Source organism: Intestinimonas sp. (assembly GCF_026169115.1).
Lineage (GTDB): Bacteria > Bacillota > Clostridia > Oscillospirales > Oscillospiraceae > Intestinimonas.
Genome location: NZ_JAPFEA010000060.1, coordinates 1 through 17643 on the forward strand (window position 1 = coordinate 1; position 17643 = coordinate 17643).

General features: G+C 64.4%; 20 protein-coding genes and 2 tRNA genes. 19 read left to right on the plus strand and 3 right to left on the minus strand.

Translation table 11 applies throughout. The features are described from left to right. On the minus strand, positions 1-279 hold a 279-nt coding region (locus Q0Y09_RS05755; protein WP_297718941.1), incomplete at its 3' end, for an imidazolonepropionase. 469 nt (positions 280-748) lie between these two features. Here Q0Y09_RS05755 and Q0Y09_RS05760 point away from each other — a divergent pair. Together Q0Y09_RS05760 and Q0Y09_RS05765 are read left to right on the plus strand one after the other, a co-directional pair. Then, positions 749-1735, plus strand: a complete 987-nt coding sequence (locus tag Q0Y09_RS05760; protein ID WP_297718944.1) for a PepSY domain-containing protein — start codon at positions 749-751, stop codon at positions 1733-1735. Between the two features lie 143 nt (positions 1736-1878). Beyond that, positions 1879-2082 (plus strand): hypothetical protein, encoded by a 204-nt coding sequence (locus Q0Y09_RS05765; RefSeq protein WP_297718947.1) that lies wholly within the window; start codon positions 1879-1881, stop codon positions 2080-2082. Positions 2083-2157: 75 nt separating this feature from the next. Here Q0Y09_RS05765 and Q0Y09_RS05770 read toward each other — a convergent pair whose 3' ends face one another. Continuing rightward, positions 2158-3147 carry a WYL domain-containing protein gene (locus Q0Y09_RS05770; protein ID WP_297718950.1) on the minus strand — a complete coding sequence of 330 codons (990 nt, stop codon included), beginning with the start codon at positions 3145-3147 and terminating at the stop codon, positions 2158-2160. A gap of 308 nt (positions 3148-3455) precedes the next feature. Between Q0Y09_RS05770 and Q0Y09_RS05775 the strand changes: the two genes are divergently transcribed. From Q0Y09_RS05775 to Q0Y09_RS05835, 13 genes are all read left to right on the plus strand, one after another. Then, positions 3456-4544 (plus strand): dipeptide epimerase, encoded by a 1089-nt coding sequence (locus tag Q0Y09_RS05775; RefSeq protein WP_297718954.1) that lies wholly within the window; start codon positions 3456-3458, stop codon positions 4542-4544. Between the two features lie 94 nt (positions 4545-4638). Beyond that, entirely contained in the window at positions 4639-6606 is a 1968-nt protein-coding gene (locus Q0Y09_RS05780) for an ABC transporter substrate-binding protein (RefSeq protein ID WP_297718956.1), read from the plus strand. Between the two features lie 166 nt (positions 6607-6772). Further along, positions 6773-7726 carry an ABC transporter permease gene (locus Q0Y09_RS05785; protein ID WP_297718959.1) on the plus strand — a complete coding sequence of 318 codons (954 nt, stop codon included), beginning with the start codon at positions 6773-6775 and terminating at the stop codon, positions 7724-7726. Continuing rightward, a complete protein-coding gene (locus tag Q0Y09_RS05790; RefSeq protein WP_297718962.1) occupies positions 7726-8745 on the plus strand; it encodes an ABC transporter permease in 1020 nt (339 codons plus the stop codon). The genes Q0Y09_RS05785 and Q0Y09_RS05790 overlap by 1 nt, the downstream gene beginning before the upstream one ends. 16 nt (positions 8746-8761) lie before the next feature. Beyond that, entirely contained in the window at positions 8762-9805 is a 1044-nt protein-coding gene (locus Q0Y09_RS05795; protein ID WP_297718965.1) for an ABC transporter ATP-binding protein, read from the plus strand. Continuing rightward, the gene (locus tag Q0Y09_RS05800) at positions 9798-10733 is read left to right on the plus strand and encodes an ATP-binding cassette domain-containing protein (RefSeq protein ID WP_297718969.1); all 936 of its coding nucleotides are present in this window, start codon (positions 9798-9800) and stop codon (positions 10731-10733) included. Before Q0Y09_RS05795 ends, Q0Y09_RS05800 begins: the two co-directional genes overlap by 8 nt. A gap of 35 nt (positions 10734-10768) precedes the next feature. After that, a complete protein-coding gene (locus Q0Y09_RS05805; protein ID WP_297718972.1) occupies positions 10769-11692 on the plus strand; it encodes an LD-carboxypeptidase in 924 nt (307 codons plus the stop codon). Next, entirely contained in the window at positions 11689-12510 is an 822-nt protein-coding gene (locus Q0Y09_RS05810; protein WP_297718974.1) for a serine hydrolase, read from the plus strand. Before Q0Y09_RS05805 ends, Q0Y09_RS05810 begins: the two co-directional genes overlap by 4 nt. Positions 12511-12516: 6 nt before the next feature. Continuing rightward, the gene (locus Q0Y09_RS05815) at positions 12517-13335 is read left to right on the plus strand and encodes an SH3 domain-containing C40 family peptidase (RefSeq protein ID WP_297718977.1); all 819 of its coding nucleotides are present in this window, start codon (positions 12517-12519) and stop codon (positions 13333-13335) included. 161 nt (positions 13336-13496) lie between these two features. Beyond that, entirely contained in the window at positions 13497-13619 is a 123-nt protein-coding gene (locus Q0Y09_RS05820) for a hypothetical protein (RefSeq protein WP_297718980.1), read from the plus strand. Positions 13620-14097: 478 nt separating this feature from the next. Beyond that, positions 14098-14580 (plus strand): hypothetical protein, encoded by a 483-nt coding sequence (locus Q0Y09_RS05825; protein WP_297718983.1) that lies wholly within the window; start codon positions 14098-14100, stop codon positions 14578-14580. A gap of 21 nt (positions 14581-14601) precedes the next feature. Then, positions 14602-15033, plus strand: coding sequence for a cell wall hydrolase (locus Q0Y09_RS05830; RefSeq protein ID WP_297718985.1), 432 nt, complete (start codon positions 14602-14604; stop codon positions 15031-15033). A 14-nt stretch (positions 15034-15047) separates the two neighbouring features. Further along, positions 15048-15491: a hypothetical protein gene (locus Q0Y09_RS05835; RefSeq protein WP_297718990.1), complete on the plus strand. Its 444-nt coding sequence runs from the start codon at positions 15048-15050 to the stop codon at positions 15489-15491. Between the two features lie 13 nt (positions 15492-15504). Here the strand turns inward: Q0Y09_RS05835 and Q0Y09_RS05840 are convergent, their stop codons facing one another. After that, entirely contained in the window at positions 15505-16143 is a 639-nt protein-coding gene (locus Q0Y09_RS05840) for a stage II sporulation protein R (protein WP_297718993.1), read from the minus strand. 165 nt (positions 16144-16308) lie between these two features. Here Q0Y09_RS05840 and Q0Y09_RS05845 point away from each other — a divergent pair, with 165 nt between their 5' ends. The 4 genes from Q0Y09_RS05845 to Q0Y09_RS05860 all read left to right on the plus strand — a co-directional run bounded on the left by Q0Y09_RS05845 (position 16309) and on the right by Q0Y09_RS05860 (position 17636). Beyond that, a complete protein-coding gene (locus Q0Y09_RS05845) occupies positions 16309-16560 on the plus strand; it encodes a phage-shock protein (RefSeq protein ID WP_297718996.1) in 252 nt (83 codons plus the stop codon). Between the two features lie 104 nt (positions 16561-16664). After that, positions 16665-17360 carry a VanR-ABDEGLN family response regulator transcription factor gene (gene vanR, locus Q0Y09_RS05850; RefSeq protein WP_297719000.1) on the plus strand — a complete coding sequence of 232 codons (696 nt, stop codon included), beginning with the start codon at positions 16665-16667 and terminating at the stop codon, positions 17358-17360. Positions 17361-17462: 102 nt separating this feature from the next. Further along, a tRNA-Met gene (locus Q0Y09_RS05855) sits at positions 17463-17539 on the plus strand. Positions 17540-17561: 22 nt separating this feature from the next. Further along, a tRNA-Glu gene (locus Q0Y09_RS05860) sits at positions 17562-17636 on the plus strand. Positions 17637-17643: the final 7 nt, after the last annotated feature.

Consider the following 17643-nt stretch of genomic DNA (forward strand, 5'->3'; position numbering starts at 1 on the left):
CAGCTTGTTTTCCATCTGTAACCGCTGGATCTCATAGGCCTGCTCTGCCGCAATATCTTTGGGCTCAGCTGTTTTCTTCGGCCTGCCCTTGGGGCGTGGTACGATCCCTGCCTCCAGCTTTCGTTCTTTCCTGCGCTCTCGTACCAGCAGCTGCTTTACCACATACTTATCCTGAAACCCAAAGAGCTCTGCCACTTCCCGCTGCGTTTTCCCCTCTGACAGCATGACTTTGATTTCCGGCAGCAGCCCCTGAACCAGTGTGTAATTTCGATTCCGCATAACGATACCCCCTGATGTAGTCTATTTTCCTACATCAGGGGGTATTTTGTCACTGTCCGTTTTTACTGGTTCAGTTCAAGGCTCGCCCGATGGGCGGGCCTCTTTTTTGCGGCGGAACGTCTGAACCCCACCCTCGCCCACATGGTACCGTTTGATTTGCGGGGTGCGGCTTCCCAGACGCGCTAAACCACGCCTGATGCCCACCCTCATCCGTCATTTGCTTCGCAAATGCCACCTTCCCCCTGGGAGGGGGAAGGTTTTTCTGGCTCCCTCTCTGAGGGAGCTGTCGCCACAGGCGACTGAGGGAGTCCGGTATCGCTTGGCGCGCCCAAAAATATTTTTCAAAAAAATTTTTTCCTCCCTGCGATAAAACCGGAGCCCCACCCGTTATAGAGACAGAAAGGGACAAGGACCAAGTCCTCGCAGAAGCACCAACATCACATTGTTTTATTATAAGGAGGAAACGACAATGAAAAATCAGAAGAGATGGAAAGACATGCTGGCCGGCGCCCTGGTGGTGACCGCCGTGGCCGCCATGGCCGTGCCCGCTCTGGCCGCCACCGGCAGCCGCAACGTCCAGGTGGACTACTCCGACATCAAGCTGGTCATCAACGGAGAGACCGTCACCCCCCGGGACGGCAACGGCAACGTGGTGGAGCCCTTCACCATCGACGGCACCACCTACCTCCCCGTCCGGGCGGTGGCCAACGCCCTGGGCATGGACGTGGACTGGAACGGCAAGACCCACACCGTCACCCTCACCGGTAGCGTGGACGACAGCGCCGGCGACTACATCGGCAAGGCCCGGGCCAAGGAGATCGCCCTGGACCACGCCGGCCTCACTTACAGCGACGTGGCCTTCGTCCGGGTGGAGTTGGACCGGGACGACGGTCAGGCCCGGTATGAGGTGGAGTTCTATGCCGGGAAGAAGGAGTACGACTACGAGATCAACGCCGTCACCGGCAAGATCCTGGACGTGGATTTCGATATTGAGGGCTTCACCATCCCCTCCGACAGCACCGACGACTACATTGGCGCGGCCAAGGCCAAGTCCATCGCCCTGGACCACGCCGACGTCTCCTCCAGCGCCGCCACCTTCGACCATGTGGAGCTGGACTGGGACGACGGCCGGGCCATCTATGAGGTAGAGTTCCACGCCGGGAACAAGGAGTACGACTACGACATCGACGCCGTTACCGGCAAGATCCTCAGCTATGACTTTGACGCCGAGCACTACGCTCCCTCTGACGACAAGGACGACCTCATCAGCGAGAGCAAGGCCAAGTCCATCGTCAAGGACCGGGCCGGCTCTGCCTCCGGCACCTTCCAGGAGTTCAAGCTGGACTGGGACGACGGTCGGGCCGTCTACGAGGGCGAGTACCGGGTGGGCTATGCCGAGTATGACTTCGAGATCGACGCCGCCACCGGCGCCGTGCTGGAGTGGAGCGCAGACTGAGCCTGCACAGAGAAACGGGAATTGTGGAAAAAACCGGGTCCGTCCCGCCGAAAAATCGGCGGGACGAACCCGGTTTTCTGCATGTGGACGGACTTTTACACATAAGCTGTGGAAGAAGGTCCCTGCGGAAAGGAGCTGCGCCCATGCACACAGCAGAGCTGGAACCAGACGCCATCGGCCTTTTGAGCCGGGTGGTGGTCCAAGGCAGGACCCCGGTGGGGTGCCGTCTGGTGACCGCCCCGGAGGGAAAGGTCATCGAACGGGGGGAGAGCGGCCTGTTCCGGGTCCTCTTCTCCGACGGCAGCCGCCAGTGGTACTGGCCGGAGGAGCTCCGCGCGGCCCGGTAGGCGTTCCCGCCTGCCGGGTTCTTTCAAAAAGCTGTGGGGGCGCTCCCATCCGGGAGCGCCCCCACAATTTTCCCCTCAGCTCTGGGTCAGGGCGGCCCGGAGCTGGTCCCGGTAGGCCGTCACCGCCCAGTCCGGAGCGGTGAGCGTCACCCCGCTGCCCAGGCCGAACAGCCATCCAAAAAACTGGGGGGAGACCACCGCCTCCACGGTAATGGTGAAGTGGTCAGGGCCATCTGGCACCAGGATCACGTCCTGGCCGAACCGGTCCAGCATGACCCCCACCATGGCGTTGACGCACCGGAGCCGGACCCGGCCCTCCCTGCCGCTGAACATGCCGAAGTGCTTGGCGGCGTAGGCCGCCATGTCAAAGGTGGCCCGCTCCAGGTCCTCTCCCTTTTCCAGCTTCAGGCAGGTGACGGCCAGCTCGGCCATCTTGTCCACCCGGTAGTGGCGCACCTCCTTTTTGGCCCCATCCCAGCCCACCAGATAGTAGTTCTCGCTGTTCCAGATGAGGCCGTGGGGGAAGACGGTATACCGCCGCCCGTTCCGGCGGAAGACCTTTTCCTTGTGTACGTCGTAGTCAAAGTACCGGAAGGTCACCGCCTTCCCTGCGGCCAGGGCCGTGTGGAGCTTGTCGATGGAGTAATAGACGCTCTCGTTCATGGTCTTCGCCCGCCGCTCCACGTAGACCTGCCGCTGGAGCTGCCGGGCCTGGTGGATGCTGGTCAGGCCCTCCAGCTTTCGGATGAGGTCGTCGCTCTTGCGCTTGGTGATAAATTTGCAGGACTGCACCGCGTCCACCAGCAGCTTGAGCTCCGGCAGCTGGAAGGCCCGCTCGCCCACAAACCACCCCGGATCGTTCCCCTTCCGGCTCTGAACGTCCAGCCCCTGCTGCCGGAGGGCCTCCATATCGTCATAGATGCTCTTGCGCTCCGCCGGGATGCCGCGGGCCTCCAGGGCCTCGATGATGGCCCGGATGGACATGGGATGGTCCTCGTCGGTGCGCTCCAAAAGGAGCGCCCGGAGCACCAGCAGCTTCTGCTTCTGACCTCCGCCCCTGGGCATGGGCGCCGCCCCCTTTCTCATGTGCTCTCTTTTATTCTACCAGATCAACAGTCCCAAAAAAAGGACTTTTCTGCGCCCGGCGGCCTGCCGCATCTCAGCCGGGCCGTTCAAAAATGCAACTTGCCCCGCCCGAACCTTCATAATCAGGCGTCGCCCTCCCCGGGGCTCGGAGAGAGGGCATCAGGTTTTCTCTTTACAAGCCGGTCAAGTCATGGTACAATTCACCTAAGTGAAGTTTCAAAGCAAACGAAATTTTTGAAACGAATAACTTCAGAAATATTGAAATTTTATTTCAGGGGGCATGACCCATGGTGATTCAGGATATTCGTGTCGGGCGCATCTCGCTGCCGCTGCGCCATCCCTTCAAAACCGCCTTGCGCACCGTCACCCATCTGGAGGATGTGGTGGTGATGGTGGTGGCCGACGACGGCCGGGTGGGCTACGGCGAGGCGCCGCCCACCGCCGTCATCACCGGCGACACCATCGGCTCCATCGAGTGCGCCGTCCGGGACTTCATCCGCCCCGCCCTGGTGGGGATGGAGGTGGAGGACCTGGACGGGGTGATGAACCGGCTCCAAAGCTGCATGGTGAAGAACACCTCCGCCAAGGCGGCGGTGGACATGGCGGTCTATGACCTCTGGGGCAAGAGGTACGGCATCCCCGTGTGGCGGGCCCTCGGCGGCGCCCGGCGGGAGCTGGAGACCGACCTTACCATCTCGGTCAATCCTGTGGAGGAGATGGTCCGCGACAGCCTGGAGGCCGTGGGGCGCGGCTACCGCACTTTGAAGATCAAGGTGGGCAGAGACCCCAGGGCCGATGTGGACCGGATGGCCGCCATCCGGGAGGCTGTGGGCCCCGATGTGAAGCTCCGGGTGGACGCCAACCAGGGCTGGCAGGCCAAGGAGGCGGTGGCCATTATCTCCGCCATGGAGGACAGGGGGCTGGACATCGACCTGGTGGAGCAGCCCGTCCCCGCCCACGACCTGGAGGGCATGGTCTATGTCACCAGCCAGGTGCAGACCCCCATCCTGGCCGACGAGTCGGTCTTTTCCCCCGCCGACGCGGTGGAGCTCATCCGCCGGGGGGCGGCCGACCTCATCAACATCAAGCTCATGAAGACCGGCGGCATCTGGCAGGCCCTGAAAATCTGCGACGTGGCCGAGATCTACGGCGTGGAGTGCATGATCGGCTGCATGCTGGAGTCCCGGCTCTCGGTGGCCGCCGCCGCCCATCTGGCGGCGGGCCGGAGCGTCATCACCCGGTGCGACCTGGACGGCCCCTCTCTGTGCGCCCAGGACCCCTTCGCCGGCGGACCGGTCTTCGACGAGGCCGTCATCCGCATGACGGACGACCCCGGCATCGGCGTGGAGAACATCCCCTGCGCCGACTGGCAGTGACTCCCCCATTCCCGCATCAGCGCCGCATGCGCGGCTTTTGATGGTCCCCAGGCGGCGAGCCCGCCCCAAATTCAAGTGGAAAGAAGGAGAACGCATGAAAAGAACCACACGATGGACGGCCCTCCTGCTGACCGGCGCCATGGTCCTGAGCCTGGCCGCCTGCGGCGGCGGCGGTACCCAGAGCAGCGGCGCCCCCACCGGCGATGGCGACGGCCCCGCCGTCTACCGCACCCTCTATTCCAGCGAAGTTGAGACCATGAACTATCTGGTCACCACCACCCTCAACAACCTGGTCATCCCCGCCAACGTGGTGGACACCCTCATCGAGTACGACCGCTACGGCGTGGTCCAGCCCTCCCTGGCGGAAAGCTGGGAGCACAACGAGGACTACACCCAGTGGACCTTCCACATCCGCCAGGGCGTGAAGTGGGTGGACGCCGCCGGCGCTGAGGTGGCCGACGTCACCGCCCACGACTGGGTGACCGCCGCCCACTACATCCTGGACGCCCACAACGACTCCAGCAGCGAGTACAACTGGGAGGTCGCCCAGGTGACCAACGCCGCCAACTACTATAACTACACCGCCTATCAGCTGGCCCTGGAGACCGCCACCGACGGTACCGACGAAAACGGCAATCCCGCCAAGCTGGACGCCGACGGCAATGTCATCGAGGAAGTGCCCGCCGTGGCCCCCGAGGACATCGGCGTGAAGGCCACCGACGACTACACCCTGGTCTTCACCCTGGACGCCCCCTGCTCCTACTTCCTGTCCATGCTGTGCTGGTCGGCCTTCATGCCCGTCAACGGCGAGTTCCTGGCCCAGTGCGGGGACACCTTCGGCACCAACGCCGACACCCTGCTCTACTGCGGGCCCTTCCGCCTGTCCTCCTTCAAGCCCCAGGAGGAGCGGGTGATGAGCAAGAACGCCTCCTATTGGGACAAGGACAACGTCTTCATCGACGAGATCCGCGAGACCTACAACGCCGAGGCGTCCACCCTCTCCACCACCATGTACCTCCAGGGCGAGGTGGACTACGCCGAGATCAGCGCCAACCTGCTCGGCTCCCTGCTGAAGGATTACAGCGACCAGATCCACCCCTCCCGGCTGAACGTGGACTACTCCTACTGGTACCTCTTCAACTTCAACGCCAACTTTGACGCCGAGTACGAGCCGGAGAACTGGACCATCGCCGTCAACAACGAGAACTTCCGGCAGTCCATCCTCCACGGCCTGGACCGGGTCAACGCCATGCAGGTCTATGACTCCGAGGAGCCCGAGGCCCTGCTGAGCAACACCATCACCCCCCTGTCCTTCGCCTCCGCCTCCAAGGATTACGCCTACTACGGCGGCCTGGACAAGTACACCGACGGCGACAGCTTCAACGCCGACCTGGCCCTGGAGTACAAGGCCAAGGCCATGGAGGAGCTCTCCGCCGAGGGCTGCACCTTCCCCGTGAAGGTCTACATGCGCTACAACCCCACCACCACCAACTGGGCCGAGGAGTGCCAGCTGGTGGAGCAGCAGATGGAGAACCTGCTGGGCGCCGACTACATCGACATCATCGTGGAGGCCGGCCCCGACACCGGCTTCCTGGCCGCCGTCCGCCGCACCGGCGACTACGGCCTCATGAAGTGCAACTGGGGCGCCGACTACGCCGACGCCTCCTCCTTCGTGGTGGACCCCTTCGGCACCGGCTCCACTTACAGCTTCATCTTCAAGAGTGAGGACCCCGAGACCCAGGGCTACTACCAGCAGTACCTGGACCTCATCGCCAAGGGCCTGACTGCCACCGATGAGGAGGAGCGTTACGAGACCATCGCCCAGGCCGAGGCCGTGCTGCTCGACCACGCCTTCGCCATCCCCATGCACACCTCTCAACGCACCTACTCCTTCTCCAAGCTCAACGTCTTTGAAGGTCCCTATGCCGCCTTCGGCTTCGCCACCCAGCGGTACAAGGGCCAGCACCTGATGGAGAAGTCCATGGGTATGGAGGAGTTCGAGGCCGCCTACCAGACCTGGCTGGAAGAGCGCGACGCCGCCCTGGCCGCCGCCGCCCAGTGATCCACCCGTCCCACGCCCCGTCCGTCTGACCGGCGGACGGGGGCCTGATGCGACCGGCAGGATGGTCTGCAACAGACCATCCTGCCCGCGTCGCTGCGAAACCCATACATCCGGGCCCCACCGGGACCTGGATGTATGGGCTTCGCCCAACAAGGAGGTCGTTTCTGTGGCAAAATATATCCTCAAGCGTATTTTACGATCCATAATCACCATGCTCATCATCATTGTCGTGGTCTTTTCCCTGCTGCGGCTCATGCCCGTCGAGGGTTATTTTGAAAATTACGACAAGCTCAGCGAGACCCAGATCGAGGTGCGCCTCACCCAGCTGGGCCTGAAGGACCCGCTGCCCAAGCAGCTGTGGAATTTCCTCAAGCAGCTCTCCACCGGCGACCTGGGCACCTCCAACATCTACCGCAAGGGCGTGTCCATCAACGAGATCGTGGCCGAGAAAATGCCCATCTCCCTGCGCATGGGCCTCATCTCCCTCACCATCGCCCTGGCTTTGGGGCTCCCGCTGGGCGTGCTGATGGCCCGGAGCACCCGGACCCGCTGGAAACTGTGGGACAAGTTCGGCACCATCTTCATCGTCATCATCCAGGCGGTGCCGTCGGCGGCCTACCACATCCTCATCCAGTTCGCCGGCTCCCAGGGTCCGCTGAAGCTGCCCATGCTCTTCTCCCAAAACGACCCGCGCAGCTACATCCTGCCCATCCTCTCCCTGTCCATCGGCAACATCGCTTACTATGCCATGTGGCTGCGCCGGTACATGGTGGATGAGTCCAACAAGGACTACATCCGCCTGGCCCGGGCCAAGGGTCTGCCCGGAAGCGCCATCTCCCGCCGGCATGTCTTCCGCAACGCCATGGTCCCCCTCATCCAGTACATCCCCAACTCCATCCTCTTCACCCTCATGGGCTCGCTGTATGTGGAGTCGCTCTACTCCATCCCCGGCATGGGCGGGCTGCTGGTCACCGTCATCAAGCGGCAGGACAACACCATGGTGCAGGCCCTGGTACTCATCTACGCCGCCATCTCCATCCTGGGTCTGCTCTTCGGCGATATCCTTATGGCCGTGCTGGACCCCCGCATCAGCTTTACCCGGAAGGAGGGCTCCCGCTGATGAAATCCTACCGCAATCACAAGACCGAACAGCTGGGCGACGCGCTGAACACCCGTCTGGAGGACCAGCTGTCCGCCGAAGAGATGACCGACGAGGAACGCTTCTCCTTCGCCGGGTTTGACGCCTCCGCCGCCGAGCGGGGCGGCTACTCCAACTACTCCTACTGGGGGGCCACCGTGCGGGCCTTCCTCAAAAACAAGGTGGCCGTCTTCTTCCTGCTCATCATGGTGGCCACCCTGGCCTTCACCTTCCTCCAGCCCTACCTGCCCAACCAGCGGGACCCCCTGGTCATCAACTACAACGAGTCCGGCCGGACCCTCTCCAACCTCTCCCCCGGCGAGGAGGGCTTCCTCTTCGGCACCAACAACATCGGTCAGGACGTCTGGTCCCGCATCTGGTCGGGCACCCGGACCAGCCTGTTCATCGGCTTCACCGTGGCCTGCGTGGAGGCCGTGCTGGGCATCCTCATGGGGGTGCTGTGGGGCTATGTGCGGCAGCTTGACTTCTTCTTCACCGAGCTCTACAACATCTTTGACAACATCCCCCAGACCCTGCTGCTCATCCTCATCTCCTACATCATGAACCCCGGCGTGGACACCATCATCTTTGCCCTGTGCCTGACGGGCTGGCTGGGTATGGCCCGGTTCATCCGCAACCAGATCATCATCATCCGGGATCGGGATTACAACCTGGCCTCCCGGTGCCTGGGCACCCCCACCCGGCGCATCATCTTCAAAAATCTGCTGCCCTATCTGGTCAGCGTCATCACCATGCGCATGGCCCTGGCCATCCCCGCCGCCATCGGCAACGAGGTCTTCGTCACCTACATCGGCATCGGTCTCCCCCTGGACACCCCCTCCCTGGGCAACCTCATCGAGACCGGCCGGGAGCTGATGACCATTCCCACCCTGCGCTACCAGCTCTACTTCCCCGTGGCGGTGCTGGCTGTGATCACCATTTCCTTCTATATCATCGGCAACGCCTTCGCCGACGCCGCCGACCCCAAGAACCATGTCTGAGGGAGGGAGCGCGACTATGGAAAACAACGTCATCCTCTCCGTCCAGGACCTGGACGTGAAATTCACCCTCCGGGGCCAGGTGCTCCACGCCATCCGGGGGGTCTCCCTGGACGTATACAAGGGGGAGTCCCTGGCCATCGTGGGGGAGTCCGGCTCGGGCAAATCCGTGTTCGTCAAGACCTTTATGGGTCTGCTGGACGCCAACGGCTACCTGGACGGCGGACACATTCTTTACGGCGGCCAGGATCTGGCCCAGTTCCGCTCCGAGAAGGAATGGCTCACCATCCGGGGCAGGGAGATCGCCATGGTCCTCCAGGACCCCATGACCTCCCTCAACCCTCTCAAGACCATCGGCAAGCAGATCGAGGAGGCGGTGGTCCTCCACCAGGGCCTCAAGGGGGAGGCGGCCCATCAGGCGGTCCTCTCCTGCCTGGCCGACGTGGGCATCGACCAGCCGGAAAAGCGGGCCAAGCAGTACCCCCACGAGTTCTCCGGCGGCATGCGCCAGCGGGTGGTCATCGCCATCGCCATCGCCTGCCGGCCCAAGATCCTCATCTGTGACGAGCCCACCACCGCCCTGGACGTGACCATCCAGGCCCAGATCCTGGAGCTCATCAAGGCCATGCAGAAAAAGTACGACCTCACCACCATCTACATCACCCACGACCTGGGGGTGGTGGCCAACGTGGCTGACCGCATCGCCGTCATGTACGCCGGCGACATCGTGGAGACGGGCGCCTGCGACGAGGTCTTCTACGACCCCCGCCACCCCTACACCTGGGCCCTGTTGTCCTCCCTGCCCCAGCTGGGCGTCAAGGGGGAGCCCCTCTACTCCATCCAGGGCACCCCGCCCAACCTCTTCCACGAGGTCCGGGGGGACGCCTTCGCCCCCCGGAATCCCCAGGCGCTGAAGATCGACTTTGTGGAGCGCCCGCCCTTCTTCCAGGTCTCGCCCACCCACAAGGCCCGGACCTGGCTTCTGGACCCCAGGGCCCCCAAGGTGGACCCGCCCGCACATATTTTGCAGCTTCGTGAACAGGGGGTGAACCGCCATGGCTGACAACCGCGAGATCCTGCTGGAGGTCAAGGACCTGTCGGTCACCTTCGGCAAAAAGCGCAACCCCTTCACTGCGGTGGACAAGGTCTCCTTCCACATCTATAAAGGGGAGACCTTCGGCCTGGTGGGGGAGTCTGGCTCGGGCAAGACCACCATTGGCCGGGCCATCATCCGCATCAACCCCACCGCCGGGGGAGACGTCCTGTTCCATGGAGAGAAGATCAACGGCCCCATCTCCCGGGCCAAGGACCGGGAGGTCACCCGGAAGATCCAGATGATCTTCCAGGACCCCATGGCCTCCCTCAACGAGCGGGCCAAGGTGGACTACATCGTCTCTGAGGGGCTCTACTCCAACGGCAGCCACCTCACTGACCAGCAGCGCCGGGAGAAGGTGGCCCAGGCCCTCAGCGATGTGGGGCTCCTGCCCGAGTTCGCCGACCGCTTCCCCCACGAGTTTTCCGGCGGCCAGCGCCAGCGCATCGGCATCGCCCGGGCCCTGGTGATGGAGCCGGAGTTCATCATCGCCGACGAGCCCATCTCCGCCCTGGACGTGTCCATCCGGGCCCAGGTGCTCAACCTCCTCTCCAAGCTCCAGAAGGAGCGGGGGCTTACCTACCTCTTTATCGCCCACGACCTCTCGGTGGTCCGCTTCATCTGCGAGCGCATCGCCGTCATCCACAAGGGCCGCATCGTGGAGCTGGCCGAGAGCGAGCAGCTCTTCGCCCACCCACTCCACCCCTACACCCGGGCCCTCCTCTCAGCCATCCCCCAGCCCGACCCCATCTCCGAGCGGAAAAAGGTCCTGGAGGTCTATGACCCCGCCTGCCACGGCTATTCCCCGGAAAATCCTCCCCTGTGGGAGGAGGTGGAGCCCGGCCACTTCGTCCAGGGCTCCCGCCGGGAGCTGGACGCCTACCGGGCCCGGCTGTGAGCCCCATCCCGCCAGACATTGGATGTGATAAGAACATGATCCTTCCCAATCCCCTCTACCCCGGCGCACGGGTGGCCCTGGTGAACACCAGCTCCGCCGCCGACCCACGGCGGCTCCCCGCCGCCCTGGACGCCGTAAAGGCCCTGGGCCTGGTGCCGACGCCCTATCCCTCCTGCTACGCCGCCAGCCGCCACGGCTACCTCGCCGCCGACGACGCCCAGCGGGCCAAAGACCTCCAGGACGCCTTCGCCGACGACACCATCGCCGGAGTGCTCTGCCTCCGGGGCGGCTACGGTGCCCACCGCATCCTCCCCCTGCTGGACCTGGACGCCATCGCCCGGCGGCCCAAGCCCTTTGTGGGGTACAGCGACGTCACTGCCCTCCACACCGCCTTCCAACAGAGCTGCGGCTTTGTCACCTTCCACGCCCCCATGCCCGCCTCCGACTACTATGAGCCGGTGGACGAAGTCACCCTGTCCCAGCTGCGGCGCTGCCTCTTTGGGCCCCTGTCCGGGCCCGTGGAGAACCCCGCCGGGCAGCCCCTGGTCCCCCTGGCTCCGGGCAGCGCCACAGGCCGTCTGTGCGGCGGCAACCTCTCCCTCCTGGCCGCCTCCCTGGGCACCCCCTGGGAGATCGACACTAGGGGGAAGCTCCTCTTCCTGGAGGACGTGGGGGAGAAGGTCTACCGCATTGACGGCATGCTCACCCAGCTGCGGAACGCCGGTAAATTCCGGGACTGCGCCGGGGTAATCCTGGGGGAGTGGACCGACTGTCCCCCCGAGGACCCGGAACGCTCCCTCACCCTGGAGGTGGTCTTCCGGGAGCTCATCGTCCCCGCAGGCAAGCCGGTCCTCTCCGGCCTCTCCTGCGGCCACACCCTGCCCACCCTGTCCCTGCCCCTGGGCGCCATGGCCGCCATGGACGCCGACACCGGACGATTGGAGGTACTGCCCCAATGACAGAACAAGAACTGGACCAATTTCTGAAGGCGGAGATCGCCGCCTTCCCCTGCAAGACCGCCGTGCTGGTGGGCGAGGTGGAGAGCGGTAAGGTCCTCTGGGCCCTGGAGCCGGATACCCAAGTGGTATCGGCCTCCACCATCAAGGTGCCGGTCCTCCTGGCCGCCCTGGAGGAGGTGCGGCAGGGCCGGCTGGCCCTGGACCAGACCCTGGACCTGCCCGCCGAGGTGCTGCTGGAGGACTCCCAAGTCTTTGAGTATGGCCCCACCCGGCGCACCCTCTGGGAGCTTCTCTACTGGATGATCGTGGAGAGCGACAACACCGCCACCAACCGGGTCCTCTCCGCCGTGGGCTATGACGCCGTCAACGCCTACGCCCGGGACGTGCTGGGCCTCCGGCACACGGTCTGCCAGCGGAAGATGCTGGACTGGGACGCCATCGCCGCCGGGCGGAACAACTACACCTCCGCCGCCGACCAGTTCGCCCTCTACCGCAAGCTGTGCCGGGGGGAGCTCCTGAACGAGTCCCTCACCGCCGTGGCCCTGGACATGCTCCGTCGCCAGCGGTCCATGGACGACATCCTGCGCTACATCCCCTACCCCGTGGACTTTGCCCACAAGACCGGCGGCCTGGACTACCTGAGCCACGACGCCGGCGTCTTCTTCCAGCCCGGGGGCAACTGGTTCCTGGGCATCTTCACCTGGGACGGCCCCAGCCCCGAGGGGGACAAGCGGCAGAAAATGTTCATTGGCCGGCTGGCCCAGGCCATTTACAACACCTACGGCGCCCCTGCGCCGTCATTCTGTTCAGGAGGCTGACACCATATGAACGCCATTGTCATCGAACCCGTCTGTCCCCTCATGAGCCGCCCCCAGCTCCAGTGTGAGCGGGCCGACGAGGTCCTCGCCGGCATGGTGGTGGAGCTGCTGGAGGAGGTCCGCCCCGGCTGGTATCTGGCCCGGGCCCCCTACCGCTACGAGGGCTACCTCCAGGCTGAGCACGTCCTCGCCGGCGACCACCTGGTCCGGCGCTGGGCCGAGCGCCCCAAGAAGGTGGTCCTCAAGGGCATCTGCGACGTCCTTGCCGGCCCCGCCGTCACCTGTTTCCCTCTGGCCACCCTCACCCGGGGGGCCATCCTCTCCCCGGTGGGGGAGCCCAACGCCGACGGCTGGCTCCGGGTGGAGCTGCCCGATGGCCGGGAGGGCTATACGAAATGTAGTTTCCTGGGTGAATATTATGAAAAGCCCCGGTTTGACGACCCGGAGCAGCTGCGGAAGGCCGTGGTGGAGACCGCCCTCACCTATCAGGGCGCCCACTACCGCTGGGGCGGCAAGACCCCCATGGGCATCGACTGCTCCGGGCTGGTGTCCATGAGTTACCTTCTCAACGGGGTGGTCATCTACCGGGACGCCGGCATCGTGGAGGGTTTTCCCGTCCATGAGATCCCCCGGGCCGACATGCAGCCCGGCGACCTCCTCTTTTTCCCCGGCCATGTGGCCATGTACCTGGGGGAGGGGAAGTATCTCCACTCCACCGCCCGAAACGGCAGCGACGGCGTGGTCATCAACAGCCTCCGCCCCGAGGACCCGGACTACCGGGCCGACCTGGACCAGGGCATGACCGCCGTGGGTTCCATCTTCTGAGACCCCTGACCGCCCACAACCGCACTGCGCCCCCATACCGGTCTGACATACCGGTATGGGGGCGCGCTTTTTTGTGGCTCCACAGTAAAAGTCCGTTTTATTGGACTTTCTATCTGGTATCCTTGGGGTACAGCAACAGAAGCGGAAAGGAGCTGGAACAGATGGAATACAGCATGCGTTGGGTGAGGGGACACATTGAGGTCTACGACGGGTCCGGGCGCTTCCTCTTTTCGGCGGACAGCGAGTGGGAGGCCCAGCGGGAACTGGAGACCTCTGCGGCGTGAGCCCTGCGTCGTCCTGAGCGTCAGCGAAGGACCCGTTTTTCCCGTCCTTCCCTGTGGCGCTGGGGGCGAGAATACGGATTCTTCGGCCTGCGGCCTCAGAATGACGGGAACAGAAGACTGCGTCACGGGCGCGTCTGGGAAGCCGCGCCCCACAAGACACGGCTTCGTATCGGCGCGGATTTTGCGTGGACGACGCAGGGACGCCCCACCCCTTTCCTCGTGTCGTCCTGAGTGTCAGCGAAGGACCCGTTTCTCCCGTCCTTCCCTGTGATGCTGGGGGCGAGAATACGGATTCTTCGGCCTGCGGCCTCAGAATGACGGGAACAGAAGACTACGCCACGGGCGCGTCTGGGAAGCCGCGCCCCACAAGACGCGGCTTGTCCTCGGTGCGGCGAGCGGCATATATGCCGACCCTACAAAATAGCCATAACGTTGGCGTAGGGGCCGATGTCCCCATCGGCCCGCTGTACATCGCAGCGTGAGCCGTATCGGCGCGGACTTTGCGTGGACGAGGGACAGGCACCCTTCCCCCTTCTCCGGTATAGAATGGGAACAGCACGGGGAGAAGGACGGTGACCGGGAGATGGATGAGACCATTCTGGCGGGGGAGGCGCGGACGCTGGACGACTCCCTGGGCTTTATACTGGCGGTGATCGGGTCGGTGCTGCTGTCCTACCGGGCCACAGCCCTCCAGAGGGACGGGGTCCGCCTGGCCCTGGACGGAGACGAGGGCGGCGCCCAGGCGCTCCAGGCGCAGGTCCGGCGGCTCCGGCTACTGGCCGGGGCCATCCTCCTCGGTCCCCTGGGCTTCTTTCTCTGCCTGGCCCTCCGGGCGGCGGAGCAGACCAGGGGGGACCGGTTGGCGGAGGGCTCCGCCCGGACCAATCTGGCGGCCTCTGTGCTGGTGATGCTGGCCGCCCTGCTGCGGTTCCTGGACCAGCTGGGACAGGACGCCGCCTGACGCCGTGTTGGGAGGAATACCATGACAGATCTGGAGCTTCTGGCCCGCATCATCCAATGCGAAGCCGGGGGCGAGGGGGAACAGGGCATGAAGGGGGTGGCCTGCGTGGTGATGAACCGGGTCCAGGTGGATTACGGGGAGTATGGCCGCCTGGCCCCCACCATCCGGGCGGCCATCTACCAGCCGGGCCAGTTCGACTGTGCCCGGGAGACCATCGGGGGGCGGTACAACGCCCAGAACATCTACAACATGTCGGTGGAGCCCATCCACTACGAGATCGCCCAGTGGGCCATCGCAGGGAACCGGCTGACCAACCTGGGCTTCGCCCTGTGGTACTTCAACCCCTTCCGCCCCGACTGCCGGCAGAACTTTCCCTCCAGGGTGGGGGAGTTCGTGGTGCGCATCGGCAACCACTGCTTCTACAATCCCACCCCCGCCTACGCCGATACTTAGCAAGGAGGCACCCTATGAGCCAATTTTATCCCGACGCTGTCCGCAACATTGCCATGGACCATGCCCAGAGCTCCGGCGGACTGGTGACCCCGCCGGAGGAAAACTTCAACACCGACGCCATGCGGGGCTCCCTCCAGCAGATCCTCTCCGACAATCTGGGCGGCTATGTAGCCTGCGAGTTTCTGGTGGGGCTCCAGGCCATGATGAAAAAGGAAGGCATCCTCTACTCCGTGGGCCGGAGTTACCTCACTCTCTATGAGCCCGGCACCCAGACCTTCATGGTCTGCGACATCTTCTCCCTCAAGTTCATCACCTTCTACCTGCCCGGTCAGCGGCCCGGACAGGTGGGGACCTCCACAGTGCCCACGGTGACCATCCCCGGCGTGGGGGAGGTGCCGGCGGGGGACTACGGTCTGGGCACCGGCAGCATCCACTGGAACGTGGGCGGGGGAAGGTGAGCCGCACCTGCCGTCACGCCCCCTCCGCCCACCGGCGGAAGCCCTCCCAGAGCTCCATGGCCTTGAATTTGATGACATAGCCCTCGCTCTCTCCGGTGAGAAGGGCGGCCTCCTCCTCGCCCAGGGCGGCCAGGGCGGGTTGGGCCTCCAGGCCGGCGCTCTGGCACAGGGGCGGAAAGACCACGCACCACCAGTTTCGGCCCTGTCCCTCTCCCAAAGTCACCCGCAGGGCGGTATACCGCCCCTGGGGGAGGGCAAAGCCGTCGTAGGTCTTGGTGGGGAACCACACATCGTCGGCCAGGGAGGCGGTCACGGGGCAGGAGACCCCCGCCAGGGCCACCGCCTCCTCTGCCGCCGCCTCCAGCTCCGGCAGGGCCCGGCGGAGGGCCTCGGACGCCTCCCGGGCGGTGCGGGTGTGGGCGCAGACCGCCGCCGCCCGCTCCAGAACCCGGTCCCGGACCCGCAGCTTCAACGCCTGGTCGGCGGCGCTGTCCGAGTTGGCCACCACATGGAGACGGACCACCTGCTCCGCCAGGGCGGCCTGCTCCCGGTCCAGCCACACACCCGTCAGCAGCGCGATGGCCAGTCCCGCCATCAGCGCCCCCTCCCAGCGGCGCAGCCGCCGGCTGTTTTTCCCTTCCCTTCGCTCCATATCGGGCCCTCCTTGTCTCATGTCCCCTCTATTGTGCCCGCCGCCGCCCCGGTCCAGACCGCTTGGCGCATGAAGTTTTTAATCCAATTTTCATCTTTCTTCGCCCCCGCCTTTCAGGGACGGGTGGTATGCTTGGAACAGAAACAGAAAAAGGAGGGACCCACTTTGTTTACCCTGTTTGCCCTGACGCTGGTCTGTCTGGTCGGCGTGGTCCTGTTCAGCGTGGCCGCCGCCCTGGTCCTCACCCTCATCGGTCTGCCCCTGGCGCTGCTGTTCAGTCTGCTGCCCTGGGTGCTGCGGCTGGCCGGCATCGTACTGCTGGTCAAGGGCCTGCTGGACCGCCCCTTCCAGCTGGAAAACCTGCTCCCCGCCGCCGGGGCCTTTGCCGCCTCCTGGCTGCTGTCCTGGCTGTTCTAAGGCCGGCTTTGTGATGTTTTTCTTACGTTTTCCCCCAGCCGTTGACTTTCCCCGCCGGGAGCGGCTATAATCATAGCCAGAGAAGCGGCAGAGGAGGAGACGACATGGACATCCATATCCTGGTGGTGGACGACGAGCCGGAGATCGCTGACCTGGTGGAGGTCTACCTGCGCAGCGAGGGCTTTATCGTCCACACCTGCGGCACCGCCGGGGAGGCCCTGGCCGCCCTGGAGCAGCAGCCCATGGATCTGGCCATCCTGGACGTGATGCTGCCCGACAAGTCGGGCTTCGACCTGTGCGGCGAGCTGCGGCGGGAGCACCGCTTTCCGGTGCTCATGCTCACCGCCCGGACCTCCGACATGGACAAGATCACCGGTCTCACCATCGGCGCCGACGACTACATCACCAAGCCCTTCAACCCCCTGGAGCTGGTGGCCCGGGTGAAGGCCCAGCTCCGGCGGTACACCCGCTACAACAGCGCCCAGGAGAAGGGGCCGGGCGGCGACGTCATCGACTTCAACGGTCTGGTCATCGACCGGGGCACCCACCAGTGTACCCTCTACGACAGGGAGCTGAACCTCACCCCCATCGAGTTCGACATCCTCTGGATGCTCTGCTCCAACCGGGGGCAGGTCATCTCGGCGGAGCGGCTCTTTGAGACCGTCTGGGGGGAGAAGTACCTGGACCGGAACAACACCGTCATGGTCCACATCCGCCGTCTGCGGGAGAAGATGGGGGAGCCCAGCCGGGACCCCCGGTTTATCAAGACCGTGTGGGGCGTGGGCTACAAGATCGACTGACCCCGCCCCGCAAAAATTTTTCAAGAAAATTTGATATTTTAGTTGACAACCGGCGGCATATCCGGTATACTAATCCTTGCCCTGTTCACGAAGGGTCGATATGGCGGCATAGCTCAGTTGGCTAGAGCACTCGGTTCATACCCGAGTTGTCCCCGGTTCAAATCCAGGTGCCGCTACCATGCAGCAGATGCTGCACCGCATGGCGCGTTGGTCAAGCGGCTAAGACACCGCCCTTTCACGGCGGTAACACGGGTTCGATTCCCGTACGCGTCACCAACGTCTC

What these genes read in the sequence shown, in the direction of transcription:
- Q0Y09_RS05775 (WP_297718954.1), top strand. Translation starts at nt 3,456, where the DNA reads ATGGTGATTCAGGATATTCGTGTCGGGCGCATCTCGCTGCCGCTGCGC.
- Q0Y09_RS05760 (WP_297718944.1), top strand. Translation starts at nt 749, where the DNA reads ATGAAAAATCAGAAGAGATGGAAAGACATGCTGGCCGGCGCCCTGGTG.
- Q0Y09_RS05810 (WP_297718974.1), top strand. Translation starts at nt 11,689, where the DNA reads ATGACAGAACAAGAACTGGACCAATTTCTGAAGGCGGAGATCGCCGCC.
- vanR (WP_297719000.1), top strand. Translation starts at nt 16,665, where the DNA reads ATGGACATCCATATCCTGGTGGTGGACGACGAGCCGGAGATCGCTGAC.
- Q0Y09_RS05830 (WP_297718985.1), top strand. Translation starts at nt 14,602, where the DNA reads ATGACAGATCTGGAGCTTCTGGCCCGCATCATCCAATGCGAAGCCGGG.
- Q0Y09_RS05805 (WP_297718972.1), top strand. Translation starts at nt 10,769, where the DNA reads ATGATCCTTCCCAATCCCCTCTACCCCGGCGCACGGGTGGCCCTGGTG.
- Q0Y09_RS05815 (WP_297718977.1), top strand. Translation starts at nt 12,517, where the DNA reads ATGAACGCCATTGTCATCGAACCCGTCTGTCCCCTCATGAGCCGCCCC.
- Q0Y09_RS05820 (WP_297718980.1), top strand. Translation starts at nt 13,497, where the DNA reads ATGGAATACAGCATGCGTTGGGTGAGGGGACACATTGAGGTCTACGAC.
- Q0Y09_RS05790 (WP_297718962.1), top strand. Translation starts at nt 7,726, where the DNA reads ATGAAATCCTACCGCAATCACAAGACCGAACAGCTGGGCGACGCGCTG.
- Q0Y09_RS05800 (WP_297718969.1), top strand. Translation starts at nt 9,798, where the DNA reads ATGGCTGACAACCGCGAGATCCTGCTGGAGGTCAAGGACCTGTCGGTC.
- Q0Y09_RS05835 (WP_297718990.1), top strand. Translation starts at nt 15,048, where the DNA reads ATGAGCCAATTTTATCCCGACGCTGTCCGCAACATTGCCATGGACCAT.
- Q0Y09_RS05780 (WP_297718956.1), top strand. Translation starts at nt 4,639, where the DNA reads ATGAAAAGAACCACACGATGGACGGCCCTCCTGCTGACCGGCGCCATG.
- Q0Y09_RS05770 (WP_297718950.1), bottom strand. Translation starts at nt 3,147, where the DNA reads ATGCCCAGGGGCGGAGGTCAGAAGCAGAAGCTGCTGGTGCTCCGGGCG.
- Q0Y09_RS05795 (WP_297718965.1), top strand. Translation starts at nt 8,762, where the DNA reads ATGGAAAACAACGTCATCCTCTCCGTCCAGGACCTGGACGTGAAATTC.
- Q0Y09_RS05840 (WP_297718993.1), bottom strand. Translation starts at nt 16,143, where the DNA reads ATGGAGCGAAGGGAAGGGAAAAACAGCCGGCGGCTGCGCCGCTGGGAG.
- Q0Y09_RS05765 (WP_297718947.1), top strand. Translation starts at nt 1,879, where the DNA reads ATGCACACAGCAGAGCTGGAACCAGACGCCATCGGCCTTTTGAGCCGG.